Source organism: Brucella ciceri (genome assembly GCF_041930145.1).
GTDB classification, from domain to species: domain Bacteria; phylum Pseudomonadota; class Alphaproteobacteria; order Rhizobiales; family Rhizobiaceae; genus Brucella; species Brucella intermedia.
The window spans coordinates 391,317-408,803 of sequence record NZ_JBHEEV010000001.1 but is presented as its reverse complement, the minus strand read 5'-3'; the positions used below and the strand labels follow the sequence as shown (position 1 = coordinate 408,803).

Below are 17,487 nucleotides of genomic sequence, written 5' to 3'. Positions count from 1 at the left end.
TCAGCCCGATGTCGAACAATTTGACGATATTTTTTGACAAGTCCCGGTTTCGATCATGCCGCAGACTATGGTGCGTGGTCGAACCGCGAAGCGCTTGGGAAACTCGGATTATATAATGATTTCAGATAATTCGGCGGAAAAACTTGTCGATCGAGCCGCCGTGCTCGTGGCCGCTGCTAGGCGGGCAGGTGCCGATCACGCTGACGCAGTCGTGATGCGGGCGCGTTCTGTCAGCGTGTCGGTGAGACTTGGCAAGGTTGAGGGAACCGAATCGTCGGAGAGCGATGACTTCTCCTTGCGGGTTTTTGTAGGTCGCCGCATTGCCAGTGTTTCCGCGAATGCGAGTGCCGACCCTGACCGGCTCGCTGAGCGGGCTGTAGCCATGGCGCGTGTTGCACCGGAAGACCCTTATGAGCAACTCGCCGATCCCTCGCTGCTCGTGGTCTCGCCTCGCGATCTTGATCTCTTCGATTCAACGGAAATCGATACCGAACGTTTGACTCAGGATGCCCTTGCGACGGAAGAGGCGGCGCTTGCGGTTAAAGGCGTGTCGAATTCGGGCGGGGCTGGCGCTTCGCGCAGTCTGGGTGGCCTGGTGCTCGTCACATCAACAGGTTTTTCGGGGCACTATGCGGCTACACGATTTGGCCGGTCGGTCTCTGCCATTGCTGGCGAGGGCACGAAAATGGAGCGCGATTACGATTTCAGTTCGCGGCTGCATTTTTCCGATCTGGATACACCTAGCGAAATAGGCCGCCGCGCGGGAGAACGCGCTGTGCGGAGACTGGGTGCGCGTCAGGCAAAAACCGGTCCCGTCACAGTCGTTTATGATCCCCGGCTTGCCCGTGGTATTGCCGGGCATCTTGCCAGCGCCATCAACGGCGCTTCGGTAGCGCGCAAGACCAGTTTTCTTCGTGACAGTCTCGGCAAACAGGTTCTCAAGTCCGGTATAAATGTTACCGATAATCCGCTGCGTGTGCGCGGCTCTTCCTCGCGTCCGTTCGACGGTGAGGGGTTTGAAGGACAGCCGTTGATGATGGTCGAGGACGGCGTTCTCAATTATTGGCTGCTTTCAGGATCGAGCGCCCGTGAACTTGGACTGCAAGGCAATGGCCGGGGCGTTCGTTCCGGCTCTGGTGTTTCGCCAGCATCCACCAATTTTGCGATAGAGCCCGGTTCGCAATCGCCGGAAGAGTTAATTCGTTCCGTCGGCACAGGCTTTTACGTGACGGAAGTGTTCGGGCAGGGCGTGGACATGATTACCGGCCAGTACAGCCGTGGCGCGTCGGGCTTCTGGATCGAGAATGGGGAACTTGCCTATCCTGTAAGCGAAGTGACGATTGCTTCGAACCTCAAGGATATGTTCCTCAATATGACGCCTGCGTCCGATATTGACAGGAACTTTGGAATGGCGGCGCCGACACTCGTAATCGAAGGCATGACCCTTGCCGGAAATTGACAAGCACAACGACGTTTCTGGAGAACTGGCCCTGTTAAGAGATGCGGCCCGCGAAGCAGGCCGCATCGCGATGCGCTACTTTGGCAGGTCGCCGGAGGTTTGGCTGAAGGATGGCGTGTCGCCGGTGAGTGAAGCGGATCTTGCCGTTGACCGCTATTTGAAAGAGGTTCTTTTGAACGCGCGGCCGGATTATGGCTGGATATCGGAAGAAACTGTCGATGATCGGGCGGCGGCCAAACGCAGCCGTGCCTTTGTGGTCGATCCAATCGACGGCACGCGTGCCTATATCGCCGGACAGGATCAATGGTGTGTGAGCATTGCCGTCATCGAAAATGGTCGTCCTTTGGCGGGTGTGCTGGAATGTCCGGCGCGAGCGGAACTCATCGTGGCGGGAAAAGGTGTCGGCGCTTCGCAGAACGGCGCTGCCATTCGTGTCAGATTACCATCGCCCGATGAACAGGTGACAATAGCATCTGCGCGCAACATGGTGACGGCACTTCCGGAAAGCTGGCGAGGCCGCGCAAAGGTTCATCCCTATGTTCCGTCTCTTGCTTACCGAATTGCAATGGTGGCGCGTGGAGATATAGCTGGCACCTTCATTCGGCCCAATTCGCATGATTGGGATCTGGCAGCAGCTGATCTGATCCTCGGTGAGTCGGGCGGGGCAATCCTGACAAGCGATGCCTTGCCGATCGCATATGGTGGACCAACGCGGAGCCATGGCGCTCTCGTTGCCGCCAGCGGGAACCTTCTGCAAGAAATGTTGAGTGTTGTCGCGGGCTGACCCTTGGGTTAATCATGCCGCGAACCAAATTTGTTCAGGGATAATTGTCATGAGCGTCGAAGGCGACAAAAAGCAGCTTCTTCATCTGGTGTTTGGCGGCGAGCTGAAAAAGCTCGGTACCGTTGAATTCCGTGATCTTGAAAACCTCGATATCGTTGGCATCTACCCGGATTACGAATCGGCCAAGACCGCGTGGAAGTCCAAGGCCCAGCAAACGGTAGATAATGCCCACATGCGCTACTTCATCGTGCACCTGCATCGGTTGCTCGATCCCGAAGGTGTGACATTGAAGGCGGATTGAGCAGCGGCCCATACCGGATGCACAGTGAAAACAGCTCAGGTCAGGCAACCGGACGGAAAAAACAGGGATTCGCGAAGCGCTTATGGCGGCGCATTCGCGGACCGCTGGCGCAGTCTGCCGTGGTCAGATCTGTGCTTGTGTGGCTGATCACCGCATACTTCAAATTCGTCTATCTCACCAATTCGCGCCTGAAGGAATCTGCCGATCCGCAAGCACTCGTCGGCAAGGACGATCCATTCATCGTGACTTTCTGGCATGGGCAGCATCTTATGGGGCCGTTCATCTGTCCCCGGGGAATCGAATTGGTTGCCATGTTTTCGCGCAGCGCGGATGCGGAGCTGAATGCGCGTGTGGCGGAGAAGCTCGGATTGGTGACGGTGCGCGGGTCTGGCGGTCGCGGTTCTCGCTCAAAACCTGAAAAGGGCGGGGCACGGGCACTTCTGACGCTGAAGAATGCTCTCAAGAAAGGGCAATCGGCGTCAATGATAGCGGATATTGCTCACGGGAAGCCGCGTGAGGCAGGAGAAGGTATCATTTTGTTGGCGAAATTATCCGGCCGTCCGATAATACCGGTTGCTTATGCCTTCTCCCGGAACCATGTTTTGGAAAAGTCGTGGGATAAAACGGCGATTCCGCTGCCCTTCGGGCGTTCGATTATCGTGCGCGGCGACAATGTATGGGTCGACGCGGATGCCGATGAAACGCAACTGGAAGAAAAACGCATGGAGCTAACGCGCCAACTCAACGACGCGACCGCCAAGGCCTATGCAGCGTTGGAGAAAGCGAAATGAGCGAACGCTGGGCGCGCAATATGTTGTCTGCCTACCGCGTACTCGGCTCCGCGGCCTATCCTCTCATGGGGCCTTACATTGCCTACCGCGCTTCTCGCGGCAAGGAAGAACGCATGCGTCGTGGCGAGCGCTACGGCAAATCCATTATCGCGCGTCCCCAGGGGCCAGTCATCTGGGCTCATGCGGCGAGCGTCGGAGAAACAGTTGCAATCACACCGTTGATTGAGCGGATAGCTGCAACGGGTATTCATATCGTTCTGACAACCGGCACGGTGACGTCGGCGAAAGTTGTTGCGGAACAATTGGGTAACAAGGTTATCCACCAATATGCACCGCTGGACCTGCAGCCTGCGGTCAACAGGTTTCTCAACCACTGGAAGCCTGATCTTGCGATTGGTTGTGAATCCGAAGTCTGGCCGGCAACAGTCCTTTCACTAGGCAGCCGCCATACGCCGCAGGTTCTGGTCAACGGGCGCATGTCTGATCGCTCTTTTGCCGCCTGGCAAAAAAGACCGGCCCTGGCAGAAGCGCTCTTTGAAAATTTTGCCTATGTGGTCGCACAATCGGAACTCGACGCAGATCGCTTCCGGGCGCTGGGTGCACGGCCGGTAAGCGTTTCAGGAAATCTGAAGGTGGATACGAATCCACCACCAGCCGATCTGCAGGCGCTAGCTGCATTGCAACGCCAGATCGCCGGACGGCGGACATGGTCTGCCATTTCGACCCATGATGGTGAAGAAGCGATTGCCGCCGAAGTCCACCAGATGCTGAAAGTCCGTTATCCGCATCTTGTCACGATCATCGTGCCGCGCCATCCGGATCGCGCTCCCACCATTGAAGCCATGCTTGCTGAAAAAGGCCTGAAGGTTGCACGCAGGAGCGCCGGTGAGCCGATTGAAGCCGACACGGATATCCTTCTGGGTGACACGATCGGGGAGATGGGGCTTTATCTCCAGCTCACGGAGATTGCATTCATTGGCAACTCCCTGACCAAGGAAGGCGGGCATAATCCGCTGGAACCAGCAATGATGGGGACCGCCGTACTGACAGGGCGGAATGTCCAGAACTTCCGGGAATCCTTCCAGCGTCTCATCAAGAATGGCGGTGCGCGCATTGTGAAGGATCGCAACATGCTGGCAGGGGCGATCAACTTCCTGTTCAACAATCCCCAGCATCTGCGTGGCATGATCAATGCCGGTGTGAATACGGTGAAAGACATGCGCGGTGCGCTGGACCGGACGCTCGTAGCACTTGAGCCTTTCATCCAGCCATTGATCCTGCAGGCACAATTGCCCGGCAATCGCAATGAGGTTGCATATCAGTCGGGCGGACACTGACCATGGCGAGTGAGGCGCCGCCTTTCTGGTGGGAAAAGCCTGATTGGCGTGCGATGTCTCTGGCGCCTGCTGCCCTGCTTTACGGAGCGGTGGCCGGGCGTCGGCTTTTGAAGGCGGATCCGCCGCGAATTTCCCTGCCCGTACTTTGCATTGGCAATTTCACGGTGGGGGGAGCTGGAAAAACCCCGACCGCCATCGCCTTTGCCAATGGCGCAAAAGCGCGGGGTTTGCGCCCCGGTATCGTCTCGCGGGGATATGGTGGCGCTTACAGGGGATTGCACGTTGTCGATGCCGCACATGACAGTGCGCGCTACGTTGGGGACGAGCCGCTGCTATTAGCGCGCCATGCCCCGGTAGCTCTCTGTCCTGATCGACTGAAGGGAGCGCGACATCTGCAGACGCTCGGCTGCGATTTCATCATCATGGATGACGGTTTTCAGAGCGCGCGGCTTTTTGCCGATTTTTCGCTGCTGGTGGTGGATGCGGCACGCGGCATTGGAAATGGGAAAGTCATACCGGCAGGCCCGTTGCGGGCTCCGCTGACCGACCAGATGCGCAAGACCGATGCCTTGCTGCGCATTGGCAAGGGCGACGGCGCCGACTTCGTGATCCGTCAGGCAGCGCGAGCGGGCCGACCCATATATGAAGCGCGTCTTGAGCCCTCGTCTACAGCACCGGTCGCGGGTAATCGCTGGCTTGCATTTGCCGGTATCGGCAACCCTGAAAAATTCTATGCAAGTGTTGCTGAAGCAGGAGGTGAGATTGTGGAAACGCGCTCGTTTCCTGATCATCACAGTTTCGAAGCGGATGATATCCGCAACCTGACAGATGCTGCCCGCCGCCAAGGCCTGGGTCTGATCACCACGGCGAAGGATCAGGTGCGCCTGGCAACGATGGTTGGAGTCCCCGCCGGATTTCTGGAAAAACTTGCTGTCCTCGACGTCGACCTTAAATTTGATCGCAAGGATGCGCTCGGCCGAATTCTGGATACGGTCACAGAGCGCTTCAAAAGCCGCGTGACGAGCTAGTTTAAGCCTTCCTGCGGCTGCGCAGCTCGGGATTGACTTCCAACTCCCGTTCAAAAGAAATCAGCCCCGTTGCATAAGGCTCCTGCCGGGCTACGCTCCAATATTTCAGTTCATCGAGCGGGATGTGAGCGCCGGTCACTGCACATGCCACATAGGCACCATGCCGGACGATCTCGTAGTCACCGTCGAGATAGCGCAGAACAGCTTCGGAGGAACGGGGCGATTCAAATTTATTCATGTGTCTAAAACCTTTGTAACGGACTCTAGCAAGCGTCGCGCGTTGCGTCCAGCAGTACCGCATTTTGCTCTGTCGTAATTCTGTCAGCGCCTGCCGAAAAGCCGTTCGATGTCAGTCAGCTTCAGTTCGATATAGGTCGGACGACCGTGGTTGCAGGTGCCTGAGCCGGGAGTGGATTCCATTTCACGCAGAAGCGCATTCATTTCTTCAGGCTTCAACCGCCGTCCAGAGCGCACGGAACCATGACAGGCCATCGTCGCCGCCACATGGTTCAACATTGCTTTCAGCCCATCGGAAGTGTCGTGCTCCGCAATCTCGTCCGACAGATCGCGGATCAATTGCTGCACATTCATTTCTCCGAGCATGGCTGGCGTTTCACGCACGACGATAGCGCCCGGCCCGAATTGCTCGATCCCGAGGCCGAAGCGAGCAAGCGTTTCCGCGTGTGTTGCCAGCCGTTCGGCGTCCTCCTCCGGAAGGTCGACGATTTCAGGAATAAGCAACATCTGTCCCGGTATCGGGCGGGAATGCAATGCGTTTTTCAAGGCTTCGTAAACAAGGCGTTCGTGTGCAGCGTGCTGGTCCACGATGACGAGACTGTCTTCCGTCTGTGACACGATGTAGTTGGCGTGGATTTGTGCGCGGGCTGCTCCCAGTGGTTTCTGCTGTAGTTCCGCTGGCGCTTCGTGAACTGTTGCACGGGCATCCGCCGCGAGCACATTGACGGCTGCAAGCGTCGCCTGCTCGCTCTCCTGAAAAGATGGCGAGGTTGCGAAATCGAGTGGCCTATGGGCTGGATGCGCAGTCTGCGGAGACCATTCCGTCCGCGGGGCGGGAGGTGCAGGACGCCAGCCGCCGGAGGCGTAACCTGTAGAGGAAGAACGCGAGGCAAAGGAGGACGGCGAGGGCTGCAACCCTTCGGCGCGGAAGGCTTGCAGCATGGCATCGGCGCCGCTCGTCGCGGGCCTTATGCCCGATTGCGCCAGTGCCTGCTTGATCGCGCCGACGATCAGCCCGCGCACAAGACCCGGATCCCGGAAACGCACGTCGGCCTTGGCAGGATGCACGTTGACGTCGACCAGCGCGGGATCCAGCGTCAGGAACAATACGGCAACCGGATGGCGATCCCGCGCCATCACGTCTGCATAGGCTCCGCGCAATGCACCGAAAAGCTGCTTGTCACGCACCGGGCGACCGTTCACATAGGCGAACTGATGCAAGGCATTGCCGCGATTATGAGAGGGAATGCCGACGAAACCCGCCAGCCGCACACCGTCGCGCTCGGCATCTATGGCCAGCGCATTTTCGCCGAACTCTTTTCCCAATACCTGATTGATGCGCTCAAGCGTTGCTTCGGCGCCGCTGCCCGTTGCCGCAAGCTCCAGCGGCGTCCTGTCGCTGCCTGCAAGGGAAAAGCGGATATGCGGAAAGGCAATCGCGATGCGTTTGATGACATCGGTTATGGCGGAAGCTTCCGCGCGGTCAGTCTTCATGAATTTGAGGCGGGCCGGCGTCGCATAAAAAAGGTCACGCACCTCCGCTATCGTTCCGCGATTGAGCGCTGAGGGGCGGGGCCCGTCCAGATGCCCGCCGGAAACAGAAACTTCGAAGCCGGAGTCGGCGTCTTGCGGACGGGATTTGAGCACCAGCTTGGCCACCGAGCCGATTGATGGAAGGGCCTCGCCACGAAATCCCAGAGCACGGATGTCGTGCACATCGTCTGAAAGCTTGGAGGTGCAGTGGCGGGAAACTGCCAAGGGAAGTTCGTCAACGGGAATGCCGGACCCATTGTCCGTTACCCGCAACAAGGTCTTGCCGCCGCCCCCCGTTACGACCTCGATGCGGGTCGCTCCGGCGTCGATGGCGTTTTCGACAAGTTCCTTGATGACGCTGGCGGGGCGCTCGATGACTTCACCCGCCGCGATCTGGTTGATGATGGTTTCGCTTAAGTGTCGAATGGGCATGGGCGGACTATAAAAGGATTCGCTTCCGTAAAGAACACGCTTCTATCGCCCGCCAAGACTCGCCTATGCGCATTGGGAGGAATTGCCAAAATCCGCCTGCCAGCGTCATCCCGATAGTCAGCTTATTCTTTTGCGTAATCCTTGTGTGCGGGCAGGTTCAAATCCTTGAGGCTATCCGCATTGATAACTGCACGGGCCACGGCTTCTGCCATCACGGTTGCTGCAATCGCGCCTATTGCCGTTACGTCGGCCTCCACCCCCTTCGCCTTGCCTGTGGAAAGAGCGAAGATCGTGTCACCGTCCCACATCGTATGGATCGGGTTGATCGTGCGCGCAAAGCCGTCATGCGCCATGCCGGCGATCTTCTTAAGCTGCGCTTTGTCGAACGGGACATTGGTCGCTATCGCGCCGATCGTTGTGTTCGCGCCACCCGATTTAACCACGCCGTAACCCTGCATGATGGCTGACATCGTATCACGGAATCCCTTGCCGTCCTCGGTACGCGCGCCGGCCAGTATCCGGCGTGAGTTAGGGGCATAGACGTCACCGACAGCATTGACGGCAACAATGGCGCCGACCACGATTTCGGTGCCAGGGACCTTGTAACTCGCCGTGCCAAGCCCGCCCTTCATGGCATAGTCCATGCCGAACATCTTGCCGACAGTTGCTCCTGCACCCGCGCCGATATTGCCTTCGCCCGATGGTTCCGCCTTGGCTGCCTTGCAGGCAAGATAGCCGTCTTCCTCTCCGGGGCGGACAGAAAAATCGCCAACACCAAGGTCCATCAGGATTGCCGCCGGTACAATCGGAACAACGCCCTTGCCAATCTTGAAACCGAGATTGTTCTCTTCGAGATATCGCATCACCCCGGTGGCGGCCGCCAGACCATAGGCGCTGCCGCCGGATAGTAGGATAGCCTGAACCTGCTGCACATAATTGATCGGATCGAGCAGATCGGTTTCCCGCGTACCGGGTGCGGAACCGCGCACATCAACCCCGGCAGAAGCGCCTTCCTCGCAAAGCAGAACCGTGCATCCGGTCGGGCGCTTTGTCAGCGTATGATGACCCAGCTTAATTCCGGGCACATCCGTAATACTTCCACCCATGAGTTCCAGCACGCTTTCTCCTCCCTTGTTGGCAGCGGACGCTACATTGACGACAAGGGGCATTGCTCCAAGTCCTGCAAGCGACATGGCAAATCTTCTGCGATCCATGAACAGTTTTCTCCTCCATTTTCACTCTGTGGTGAGTGCATATTCTTTAGCGTGCCGAGCGTCGCGGACATCGTTCTTATGGTTGCTATGCGATGTTTCACATAGTTTTGGGCCGCGGATAAAGGCGAATTCGCTGGCGGAATTTTTCACTTTGCCTGCAAATCTGTCACTCCCGGATTGCGATGAGCGAAGATTTATCACCCAAATCCTTATCGGTAACTGAAACTTGTCTGCAAAAGGCTTCCCATTTGGTCATAACCGTGTTACCAGCCGGTGCCAATTCAACCTAGCAAATCAGACTCGTCGCTGCTCCCGGACCTATTCCGGAGAGGCGGCTTTTCTCATTCGATAAAACCGGCAAAGGAATTGGCAATGGCTAAAATCGTGGAATCGCCCACTGGCGCGCTCGCTCTCACATTCGACGATGTGCTGCTTCAGCCGGGCCATTCCGAAGTAATGCCGGGGCAGGTCGATCTGCGCACGCGCATCGCCAAGGACATCGAGCTTAATCTTCCTCTTCTTTCGGCGGCCATGGACACCGTAACGGAGTCCCGTCTGGCCATCGCAATGGCACAGGCCGGGGGCATCGGGGTCATCCACCGCAATCTGACGCCGGAGCGTCAGGCGGAGGAAGTCCGCCAGGTGAAGAAATTCGAGTCCGGCATGGTTGTGAACCCGGTTACCATCGGACCGGACGCCACTCTGGCCGATGCGCAGGCATTGATGAAGGCGCACGGAATTTCCGGCATTCCGGTTGTCGAGAATGCAGCCAAGGGGCCCGGACGTCTTGTTGGCATCCTGACCAATCGCGATGTGCGTTTTGCTTCCGATCCGAAGCAGAAAATCCACGAACTGATGACCCGCGAAAACCTGATTACGGTCCGTGAGAATGTCAATCAGGACGAAGCAAAGCGCCTCCTGCACGCACATCGCATTGAAAAGCTTCTTGTCGTCGACGATCAGGGACGTTGCGTCGGTCTGGTGACGGTCAAGGATATCGAAAAGTCGCAGCTCAATCCCAACGCCGCGAAGGATGCGCAAGGTCGCCTGCGCGCCGCTGCTGCAACAAGCGTCGGTGAAGACGGATACGAACGCGCCGAGCGCCTGATCGAAGCGGGTGTTGATCTTCTGGTCGTCGACACGGCACATGGCCATTCACAGCGCGTTCTGGATGCTGTGGCGCGCATCAAGAAAGCCTATCCCAATGTCGCAATTCTTGCAGGCAATGTGGCAACCACTGCCGGTACCAAGGCGCTGATCGATGCCGGAGCGGATGCGGTCAAGGTTGGTATCGGGCCGGGCTCCATCTGCACCACTCGCATCGTTGCGGGCGTCGGCGTTCCGCAGCTTTCAGCCATAATGTCAGCGGTCGAGGCGGCGCAGAAGCAAAATATCCCGGTGATCGCAGACGGTGGCATCAAGTTCTCCGGTGATTTTGCCAAGGCTCTGGCCGCCGGAGCAGTCGCCGCGATGGCAGGCTCGCTGCTGGCCGGTACCGAGGAAAGCCCCGGGGAAGTCTATCTGCATCAGGGCCGCTCGTTTAAAGCCTATCGCGGCATGGGCTCGGTCGGAGCCATGGCGCGTGGTTCGGCTGATCGTTATTTCCAGGCGGAAGTGCGCGATGAGCTGAAACTCGTACCGGAAGGTATCGAAGGACAGGTTGCCTACAAGGGTCCGATTTCCGCGGTTCTTCACCAGCTTGCTGGTGGACTGCGCGCTTCCATGGGGTATGTGGGGGCGAAGACGCTGGAAGAATTCCGCGAAAAGGCAACCTTTGTGCGCATTTCCAATGCCGGTTTGAGGGAAAGCCATTCGCATGGTGTTGCGATTACCCGGGAGAGCCCGAACTATCCTGGCGGTATGTAATATCATTTCGCATAGGTAAAAGGAAAAGGCGGCTCGGTTGCGCCGCCTTTTTCATTTTTCAGTTCGTCACTGTCTTCAGCTTCTTGATCTCGGCTCTGATTTCGTCAAACGGCCCAACTTTATGCGTTTGAACGGGCAGGTCGTCGGCATAAGGGCCGTAGCTAGCGTCTACCGGCTTTTCCAACCGGTTCGGGAAGTCTTTATCCAGGTCCGCTTTCGCCGGACGCGGCTTGGACTGGAAGAAAGCAGCGATGTCCCAGGCGTCTTCCGGCTCCAGCTGTGGTTCCTCCAGCGATACGCCGTTCGGCATGTTGGCGTGAATGAAATTCGCGGCTGAGATCAGCCTGTTCATGCCTGCGCCATCGTTGAAGCTATCCGGGCCCCAAAGCGGTGGAAATTCATAGCCCTTTGCATCGCCCACGACGCCAACACGCTTGCCCTGGCCATCCGCTCCATGACAGGCGGCGCAAGTTTCGGCGTAGAGTTTCTCGCCATGTACCGGATCCGCCGCGCGCTTCAATTCAGGCATTTTTCCGGAGCCGCGCCCCTTCGTGTTTTCACCGACAATCGTGCCAGCGGATACATATTTGATGTATGCGACCATCGCCTTCATCTCGGCAGAGTCGATAGGGAGCGCTTTGCCGTTCAGGCTTCGGGTCATGCAGCCATTGACGCGATCCTCAATCGTGCCCACTTGCCCTTCACGGGAACGATATTGTGGGAAGTCCCCGTAGACGCCAACCAGTGGCAATCCATACTTCTTGGTTCCTGCTTCCAGATGGCAGCTCTGGCAGGAAAGATTGTTGCCTGCAAAACGTTTGGTTTCATCGGCTACTTCCGGGCCTATATGCGCATAAGTCGCAATAATCAGATCACGGCCTTCGCGCACAACGCGTCCCCACGCGTCATCAGGCAATGTATCTGGATCCGGTATGTTCCAGGCTGCTTCTTCAGTCTCTGCGGCTTTTACGGGCGCGCTTTGCGTGTTTGCAGCAGTCGCCGCTTTCTGCGGCGCAGTCGCCGTACTCTTGGCGACACTATTGCTGGTACGTGGCGGTGCAGACGATCGCGAACTGCCGCTCGTCGCCGCGAAATATCCCAGGCTAAGGCAAAAGACCACGCCATAGGCCGTCAAATCAGACCACCTCATCATCCCCTCCAGGCAATACGTTTCAGAATCAAAACGTTTGGTGGCTAGGCTTCGAAGCTTAATGCAGCCTTAAGAGTGCAAAGGTCTTACGAGCCGAGGGTGATGAGATCGTCCGGGTTCACTTTCAATTTTTGTGCGCTTTCGACGATACAGTCGGCGAGGGCGTTGAAATCCTCTCGACGCATGCTCTGCCGCCGCCAGAAGAGGGCAATCTCCCGCTTCGGCTGTTCGCCGTCAAACGGGACAATACGCATATGATTGCTGCGTGCTTCGGCGCGCACCGCGATTTCTGGGATGAGTGTAAGGCCCATGCCATGGCTCACCATTTGCAAAAGGGTGGTCATGCTGGTGGCGCCATATTTTACCAGCTGGCGCTGCGACGGTAGCGAGCAAACGGCAAGCGCCTGATCCCGCATGCAATGTCCTTCCTCCAACAGGAGCAGACGATCGAGAGCGACATTGTCCTGTGTCATCGGCGAAGCGAGAACAGTTTGATCGTTGGTGGAGGTCGCGATCAGAAAGCGATCATCGAAGAGCTTCCTTTGGGTAAGTCGCTCGTCGTCAATTGGAAGAGCGGCAACAATCGCATCGATATCGCCTGCATGCAGTTCATCCAGTAGTCTGGCAGTCACGCTTTCTCGTAATTGAAGGCGGAACGACGGATGTCGTTCGCGCAGAAGCGGAATCAGAACCGGGACCAAATAGGGGGCCACTGTGGGAATTATGCCCAGCCGCAACCGTGTCTGCAGAAGCCCCCGGCTCTGCGCTGCTATTTCCTCAAGGGAGTGGAGCTCGCGCAAAACCGTCTGAATGCCCGGATAAAGTTGCTTGCCGAGCTCTGTCATTATCACTTGCCGCTGCGAGCGTTCGAAGAGCGGCGCACCTGCAAGCGCTTCCATTTCCGCTATCTGAGCCGAAAGGGCCGGTTGCGACACGTGGGCCAGTTCGGCCGCCTTGCGAAAATGCAGTGTGGTGGCGAGCGCATCGAAATAGCGCATCTGACGTACTGTAAACATGATAGGAAAAACTTATCGGAAATAATCGGAAAAGCAATTGGAGATTATGATTGGAGTAGGTCTAATCTACGCCCGTTCACTAGCCCCGGTGTGACGCGGACAAGCCGTGTCATGCTTCTCGGACGCTGGTCGTATTCCAATATTGGCTTTTCAGGAGGGAATTCCCATGGCAGATCGCCCGATAATGACGACGAGCGCAGGTGCTCCGATACCGGACAACCAGAATTCCCTGAGCGCAGGCGAGCGCGGCCCGCTTTTGATGCAGGATTACCAGCTCATTGAAAAACTGAGCCATCAAAATCGCGAACGTATCCCGGAACGTGCGGTCCATGCCAAGGGTTGGGGTGCTTATGGTACACTGACCATCACCGGCGACATTTCAAAATATACCAAGGCCAAGGCTCTCCAACCGGGTGCTCAGACGCCGATGCTGGCGCGTTTTTCCACCGTTGCCGGCGAACTTGGAGCCGCCGACGCTGAGCGCGACGTGCGCGGCTTTGCCCTGAAGTTCTACACCGAGGAAGGCAACTGGGATCTCGTCGGCAACAACACGCCTGTGTTTTTCGTGCGCGATCCGGTCAAGTTCCCGGATTTCATTCATACCCAGAAGCGTCATCCCAAGACGAACCTGCGTTCAGCGACAGCCATGTGGGACTTCTGGTCGCTCTCACCGGAAAGCCTGCATCAGGTAACGATCCTGATGTCGGATCGCGGCTTGCCTACGGACGTCCGTCACATCAACGGATACGGCTCTCACACCTATTCGTTCTGGAACGATGCCGGTGAGCGCTATTGGGTCAAGTTCCATTTCAAGACCATGCAGGGCCACAGGCACTGGACTAATGCGGAAGCCGAGACCGTGATTGGCCGCACGCGTGAATCTACACAGGAAGACCTCTTCACTTCCATTGATAAGGGCGATTATCCGAAGTGGAAGGTTCAGGTGCAGATCATGCCGGAACTCGATGCCGACAAAACGCCTTACAACCCGTTCGACCTCACCAAGGTCTGGCCGCATGCCGACTATCCGCCGATCGACATCGGCATCATGGAGTTGAACCGCAATCCGGAAAACTATTTCACCGAGATTGAGAACGCAGCGTTCTCGCCGTCGAATATCGTGCCGGGCATTGGCTACTCGCCTGACAAGATGCTTCAGGCTCGTATCTTCTCCTATGCGGATGCTCATCGCCACCGGCTGGGCACGCATTACGAAAGCATTCCGGTCAACCAGCCGAAATGCCGCGTCCATCATTATCACCGCGACGGTCAGATGAATGTCTATGGCGGCATCAAGACCGGCAATCCGGACGCTTATTACGAGCCGAATTCCTTCAACGGGCCGGTCGAGCAGCCAGCTGCCAAGGAGCCGCCGCTGCGTATTTCCGGCGATGCCGCCCGTTACGACCACCGTGTCGGCAATGACGACTATTCGCAGCCACGTGCTCTGTTCAATCTGTTCGATGACGGTCAGAAGCAGCGCCTGTTCTCCAACATTGCTGCGGCAATGGCGGGAGTGCCAGGGTTCATCGTTGAGCGCCAGCTTGGTCACTTCAAGCTGGTCCATCCCGATTATGAAGCCGGGGTGCGCAAAGCGCTTAAGGATGCTCATGGCTATGAAGCCAACACGATTGCCTTGAGCGAAGAGGCAACAGCGGCAGAATAAGCTGGCATTGTAAGCTTGAAAAAGCCGGAGCTCGCCGCTTCGGCTTTTTTTGTTTTGATTTGCCGATTGCCTTTTCCCTGCAAGGAAGGCTATGCCCGAGCAGGCATTCGAGAAGGAGACACAATGCGGCTTGGCGGACGCCTGCAGGCAGCTATCGAGGTATTGGATCAGATCGAAGCGGGCACGCGCCCGGCTTCTGATGTGCTGAAGGATTGGGGCGCTACCCATCGTTTCGCAGGCGCAGGCGATCGCGCTGTGATCGGCAATATCGTCTATGACGCACTGCGCCGCAAACTGTCCATTGCGTGGCGAATGGATGCTGATGACGCGCGCGCGCTCGCATTCGGCGCTTTGCTGGCCGATGGTGGCATGGATATCGCGGGCATCGATACGGTCCTCGACGGCGACAAGTTCGCGCCTGAAACGCTGGAACAGCCGCGCCGTATTGCCTGGGAAAGCCGGGATATTGCCGAAGCGCCCTCGCACGTTCAAGCAGACATACCGGAATGGTGTGCCTCTTCGCTTGAGGAGCTTTTTGGTGCGCGCTGGATGGACGAGGGCAGGGCACTGGCAACGCGGCCACCCGTCGATCTGCGCGTAAACAGTTTGAAGGCCAAGCCTGAGCAAACGCTTGCGGCCTTGGAAAAAGCCGGCGCTGCGCCGGCGCCGTTCCTTGCACAAGCCTTGCGCATACCGCCGATCGAAGCGCTTGGTCGCCATCCGAATGTACAGGGTGAGCAGGCTTTTCTCGATGGCTGGTTCGAGGTGCAGGACCTCGGATCACAGCTTGCCGCGCTTTTTGCCGGTGCGAAACCCGGTCAGCAGGTACTGGATTACTGTGCCGGGGCCGGGGGCAAGACTTTGGCTCTGGCGGCTGCGATGCAAAACAGCGGTCAAATTCACGCCTACGATGCCGAACGTGCGCGGCTTTCACCCATGCATGAACGACTGCAGCGTGCAGGGGTTCGCAATACACAGGTGCATGGAAATCTCGACGCGCTCGACCCGCTCACGGGGCAGATGGATCTGGTGCTGACCGATGCGCCCTGCACCGGTTCCGGCACATGGCGCCGCCGTCCCGATGCAAAATGGCGGCTGAACGAGCAGCAGCTTGAGCGGCGCGTTCAGGATCAGAGGGAAGTGCTGGAATCGGCCAAGCACTATGTGAAGCAGGGTGGGCGGCTTGCTTATGTCACCTGCTCGCTCTTTGCTGAAGAAAATACCCGGCAAGTGGCGCGGTTTCTTCGCGATAATGCTGATTTTACGGAAGTCGCCCCGCAGCCCTTGTGGGACGCAGTTGTTGCAGATGCCGGTGACATCAAGCCGGTATTCCCCGAGTACGGCGCGGTATTTTCGCCATTGTCTACTGACACTGACGGTTTTTATGTGAGCATTCTGCAAAGGTCGAACTAGAGCATTCCCGGCAAAAGTGCGAAGCGGTTTGCGCCGGACAATGTGTAAAAGCAAACGGATGGAACGGGGGAACCGAGCCGATGTCAGCACACCGTGTAGCCGAACCGGATTTCAAGGAACGCGTGGAGGAAAGTTTCGGGCGGCAGGCTGCGATGAAGCTGATTGGTGCTGAGCTGGCACGGTGTGAGCCCGGTATTGTCGAAATCGAGATGCCGTTCCGGGAAGAACTGACGCAACAGCACGGCATTCTCCACGCAGGCGTGATTTCGGCTGCGCTCGATTCCGCCTGTGGCTACGCGGCACTTACGCTGATGCCGTCCGATGCGGCGGTGCTGACCATCGAATTCAAGGTTAATCTGCTTGCTCCGGGCAAGGGCGAACGCTTTCTGTTCCGTGGCGAGGTGACCAAACCCGGTCGGACGATCATGGTCAGCGATGGCCAGGCATTTGCGGTCACCGACACGGAAGTGCGTCTCATCGCGACGATGACCGGGACGATGATGGTGGTGCAGGATAGAAAAGGCTTGCAGGGATGATAAAGACCGTCGCCGGAAAGCGCCTGCTCTACGTTATGGCAGCAGATGCCGAATATGGACGGCACCTGGCGAAGCTCTTCACGCCGGTCATGATCGGGGTAGGGCCAGTCGAAGCGGCGGCCAATCTCGCATATGCTCTCGGCAGCTTGATTCACGCAGGCAAAAAACCCGACCTCGTGGTCTCGCTGGGTTCGGCCGGATCAGCCAAATTAGCCCAGGCGGAAGTATTTCAGGTATCTTCCGTATCTTATCGCGATATGGATGCTTCGCCGCTTGGATTTGAAAAGGGAGCGACGCCCTTTCTTGACCTCCCCACGGTGGTTGAACTTCCGATTTATGTGCCCGAAATCCCTGCTGCATCGCTTTCAACCGGCGCAAACATTGTTTCCGGCGATATTTATTCGGCAATTGATGCAGATATGGTCGATATGGAGACTTACGCCTGCCTGCGAGCCTGCCAACTTGCAGGTGTCCCTCTTTTCGGGCTTAGAGGTATCTCCGATGGCACAAGCGAGTTGCAGCATGTCGGCGACTGGACGCAGTATCTGCATGTTATAGATGAAAAACTAGCCGACGCGGTCGAGCGACTGGAAGCTGCAATCGCGGATGGCCTCATCTCCTCCTGACAATGGTGTGTCAGTATGGGCCCTTTTTTCGCAACACACTTGTTGAGCATCTCGTCCATACCCCATATAGGCATTGCATCCCGGCCACTTTTTAAATA

At 57.4% G+C, this 17,487-nt stretch carries 16 protein-coding genes; 11 read left to right on the top strand and 5 right to left on the bottom strand.

The annotated features are described in order from the left end of the window. The first annotated feature begins 115 nt into the window (after positions 1-115). From JNC63_RS01840 to lpxK, 6 genes are read left to right on the top strand one after another with little or no spacing between them, the layout of a single operon-like run. Positions 116-1,459, top strand: a complete 1,344-nt coding sequence (locus tag JNC63_RS01840) for a TldD/PmbA family protein (protein WP_006472752.1) — start codon at positions 116-118, stop codon at positions 1,457-1,459. Beyond that, a complete protein-coding gene (locus JNC63_RS01835; RefSeq protein ID WP_006468511.1) occupies positions 1,446-2,243 on the top strand; it encodes a 3'(2'),5'-bisphosphate nucleotidase CysQ in 798 nt (265 codons plus the stop codon). Before JNC63_RS01840 ends, JNC63_RS01835 begins: the two co-directional genes overlap by 14 nt. Before the next feature lie 49 nt (positions 2,244-2,292). After that, positions 2,293-2,544 (top strand): DUF4170 domain-containing protein, encoded by a 252-nt coding sequence (locus tag JNC63_RS01830; RefSeq protein ID WP_006472753.1) that lies wholly within the window; start codon positions 2,293-2,295, stop codon positions 2,542-2,544. Positions 2,545-2,561: 17 nt separating this feature from the next. Continuing rightward, positions 2,562-3,335 (top strand): lysophospholipid acyltransferase family protein, encoded by a 774-nt coding sequence (locus JNC63_RS01825; protein ID WP_006472754.1) that lies wholly within the window; start codon positions 2,562-2,564, stop codon positions 3,333-3,335. Then, positions 3,332-4,672, top strand: a complete 1,341-nt coding sequence (gene waaA, locus JNC63_RS01820) for a lipid IV(A) 3-deoxy-D-manno-octulosonic acid transferase (RefSeq protein WP_006468514.1) — start codon at positions 3,332-3,334, stop codon at positions 4,670-4,672. Before JNC63_RS01825 ends, waaA begins: the two co-directional genes overlap by 4 nt. Before the next feature lie 2 nt (positions 4,673-4,674). Further along, positions 4,675-5,700: a tetraacyldisaccharide 4'-kinase gene (gene lpxK / locus JNC63_RS01815; RefSeq protein WP_006468515.1), complete on the top strand. Its 1,026-nt coding sequence runs from the start codon at positions 4,675-4,677 to the stop codon at positions 5,698-5,700. Position 5,701: 1 nt separating this feature from the next. On the opposite strand, the gene JNC63_RS01810 is transcribed toward lpxK, so the two are convergent. From JNC63_RS01810 to JNC63_RS01800, 3 genes are all read right to left on the bottom strand, one after another. Next, positions 5,702-5,938, bottom strand: coding sequence for a DUF2093 domain-containing protein (locus JNC63_RS01810; protein WP_006472755.1), 237 nt, complete (start codon positions 5,936-5,938; stop codon positions 5,702-5,704). An 83-nt stretch (positions 5,939-6,021) separates the two neighbouring features. Then, positions 6,022-7,902 carry a DNA mismatch repair endonuclease MutL gene (gene mutL / locus JNC63_RS01805; RefSeq protein ID WP_006468517.1) on the bottom strand — a complete coding sequence of 627 codons (1,881 nt, stop codon included), beginning with the start codon at positions 7,900-7,902 and terminating at the stop codon, positions 6,022-6,024. Positions 7,903-8,024: 122 nt separating this feature from the next. Further along, on the bottom strand, positions 8,025-9,116 hold the full coding sequence (locus JNC63_RS01800) for a P1 family peptidase (RefSeq protein WP_006468518.1): 1,092 nt from the start codon (positions 9,114-9,116) through the stop codon (positions 8,025-8,027). Positions 9,117-9,488: 372 nt separating this feature from the next. Here JNC63_RS01800 and guaB point away from each other — a divergent pair, with 372 nt between their 5' ends. Beyond that, complete coding sequence (gene guaB, locus JNC63_RS01795; RefSeq protein ID WP_006472756.1) at positions 9,489-10,982, top strand: IMP dehydrogenase; 1,494 nt, start codon at positions 9,489-9,491, stop codon at positions 10,980-10,982. Positions 10,983-11,040: 58 nt separating this feature from the next. Here the strand turns inward: guaB and JNC63_RS01790 are convergent, their stop codons facing one another. Together JNC63_RS01790 and JNC63_RS01785 are read right to left on the bottom strand one after the other, a co-directional pair. Beyond that, entirely contained in the window at positions 11,041-12,132 is a 1,092-nt protein-coding gene (locus JNC63_RS01790) for a c-type cytochrome (RefSeq protein WP_006472757.1), read from the bottom strand. A gap of 86 nt (positions 12,133-12,218) precedes the next feature. Beyond that, positions 12,219-13,148 (bottom strand): hydrogen peroxide-inducible genes activator, encoded by a 930-nt coding sequence (locus JNC63_RS01785; protein ID WP_006468522.1) that lies wholly within the window; start codon positions 13,146-13,148, stop codon positions 12,219-12,221. Positions 13,149-13,314: 166 nt separating this feature from the next. Between JNC63_RS01785 and katA the strand changes: the two genes are divergently transcribed. The 4 genes from katA (at position 13,315) to JNC63_RS01765 (ending at position 17,389) form a co-directional block, all read left to right on the top strand. Further along, the gene (gene katA, locus JNC63_RS01780) at positions 13,315-14,814 is read left to right on the top strand and encodes a catalase KatA (RefSeq protein ID WP_006472759.1); all 1,500 of its coding nucleotides are present in this window, start codon (positions 13,315-13,317) and stop codon (positions 14,812-14,814) included. Between the two features lie 123 nt (positions 14,815-14,937). Further along, positions 14,938-16,227: an RsmB/NOP family class I SAM-dependent RNA methyltransferase gene (locus JNC63_RS01775; protein WP_006472760.1), complete on the top strand. Its 1,290-nt coding sequence runs from the start codon at positions 14,938-14,940 to the stop codon at positions 16,225-16,227. An 80-nt stretch (positions 16,228-16,307) separates the two neighbouring features. Continuing rightward, positions 16,308-16,763, top strand: a complete 456-nt coding sequence (locus JNC63_RS01770; RefSeq protein ID WP_006468525.1) for a PaaI family thioesterase — start codon at positions 16,308-16,310, stop codon at positions 16,761-16,763. Then, entirely contained in the window at positions 16,760-17,389 is a 630-nt protein-coding gene (locus tag JNC63_RS01765) for a 5'-methylthioadenosine/S-adenosylhomocysteine nucleosidase (protein WP_006468526.1), read from the top strand. The genes JNC63_RS01770 and JNC63_RS01765 overlap by 4 nt, the downstream gene beginning before the upstream one ends. Positions 17,390-17,487 lie beyond the last annotated feature (98 nt).

Coding starts and splice junctions, on each gene's coding strand:
- JNC63_RS01830 (WP_006472753.1), top strand. CDS start 2,293: ATGAGCGTCGAAGGCGACAAAAAGCAGCTTCTTCATCTGGTGTTTGGC.
- JNC63_RS01825 (WP_006472754.1), top strand. CDS start 2,562: ATGCACAGTGAAAACAGCTCAGGTCAGGCAACCGGACGGAAAAAACAG.
- JNC63_RS01810 (WP_006472755.1), bottom strand. CDS start 5,938: ATGAATAAATTTGAATCGCCCCGTTCCTCCGAAGCTGTTCTGCGCTAT.
- JNC63_RS01765 (WP_006468526.1), top strand. CDS start 16,760: ATGATAAAGACCGTCGCCGGAAAGCGCCTGCTCTACGTTATGGCAGCA.
- waaA (WP_006468514.1), top strand. CDS start 3,332: ATGAGCGAACGCTGGGCGCGCAATATGTTGTCTGCCTACCGCGTACTC.
- mutL (WP_006468517.1), bottom strand. CDS start 7,902: ATGCCCATTCGACACTTAAGCGAAACCATCATCAACCAGATCGCGGCG.
- JNC63_RS01800 (WP_006468518.1), bottom strand. CDS start 9,116: ATGGATCGCAGAAGATTTGCCATGTCGCTTGCAGGACTTGGAGCAATG.
- lpxK (WP_006468515.1), top strand. CDS start 4,675: ATGGCGAGTGAGGCGCCGCCTTTCTGGTGGGAAAAGCCTGATTGGCGT.
- JNC63_RS01775 (WP_006472760.1), top strand. CDS start 14,938: ATGCGGCTTGGCGGACGCCTGCAGGCAGCTATCGAGGTATTGGATCAG.
- guaB (WP_006472756.1), top strand. CDS start 9,489: ATGGCTAAAATCGTGGAATCGCCCACTGGCGCGCTCGCTCTCACATTC.
- JNC63_RS01785 (WP_006468522.1), bottom strand. CDS start 13,148: ATGTTTACAGTACGTCAGATGCGCTATTTCGATGCGCTCGCCACCACA.
- JNC63_RS01770 (WP_006468525.1), top strand. CDS start 16,308: ATGTCAGCACACCGTGTAGCCGAACCGGATTTCAAGGAACGCGTGGAG.
- katA (WP_006472759.1), top strand. CDS start 13,315: ATGGCAGATCGCCCGATAATGACGACGAGCGCAGGTGCTCCGATACCG.
- JNC63_RS01790 (WP_006472757.1), bottom strand. CDS start 12,132: ATGAGGTGGTCTGATTTGACGGCCTATGGCGTGGTCTTTTGCCTTAGC.
- JNC63_RS01840 (WP_006472752.1), top strand. CDS start 116: ATGATTTCAGATAATTCGGCGGAAAAACTTGTCGATCGAGCCGCCGTG.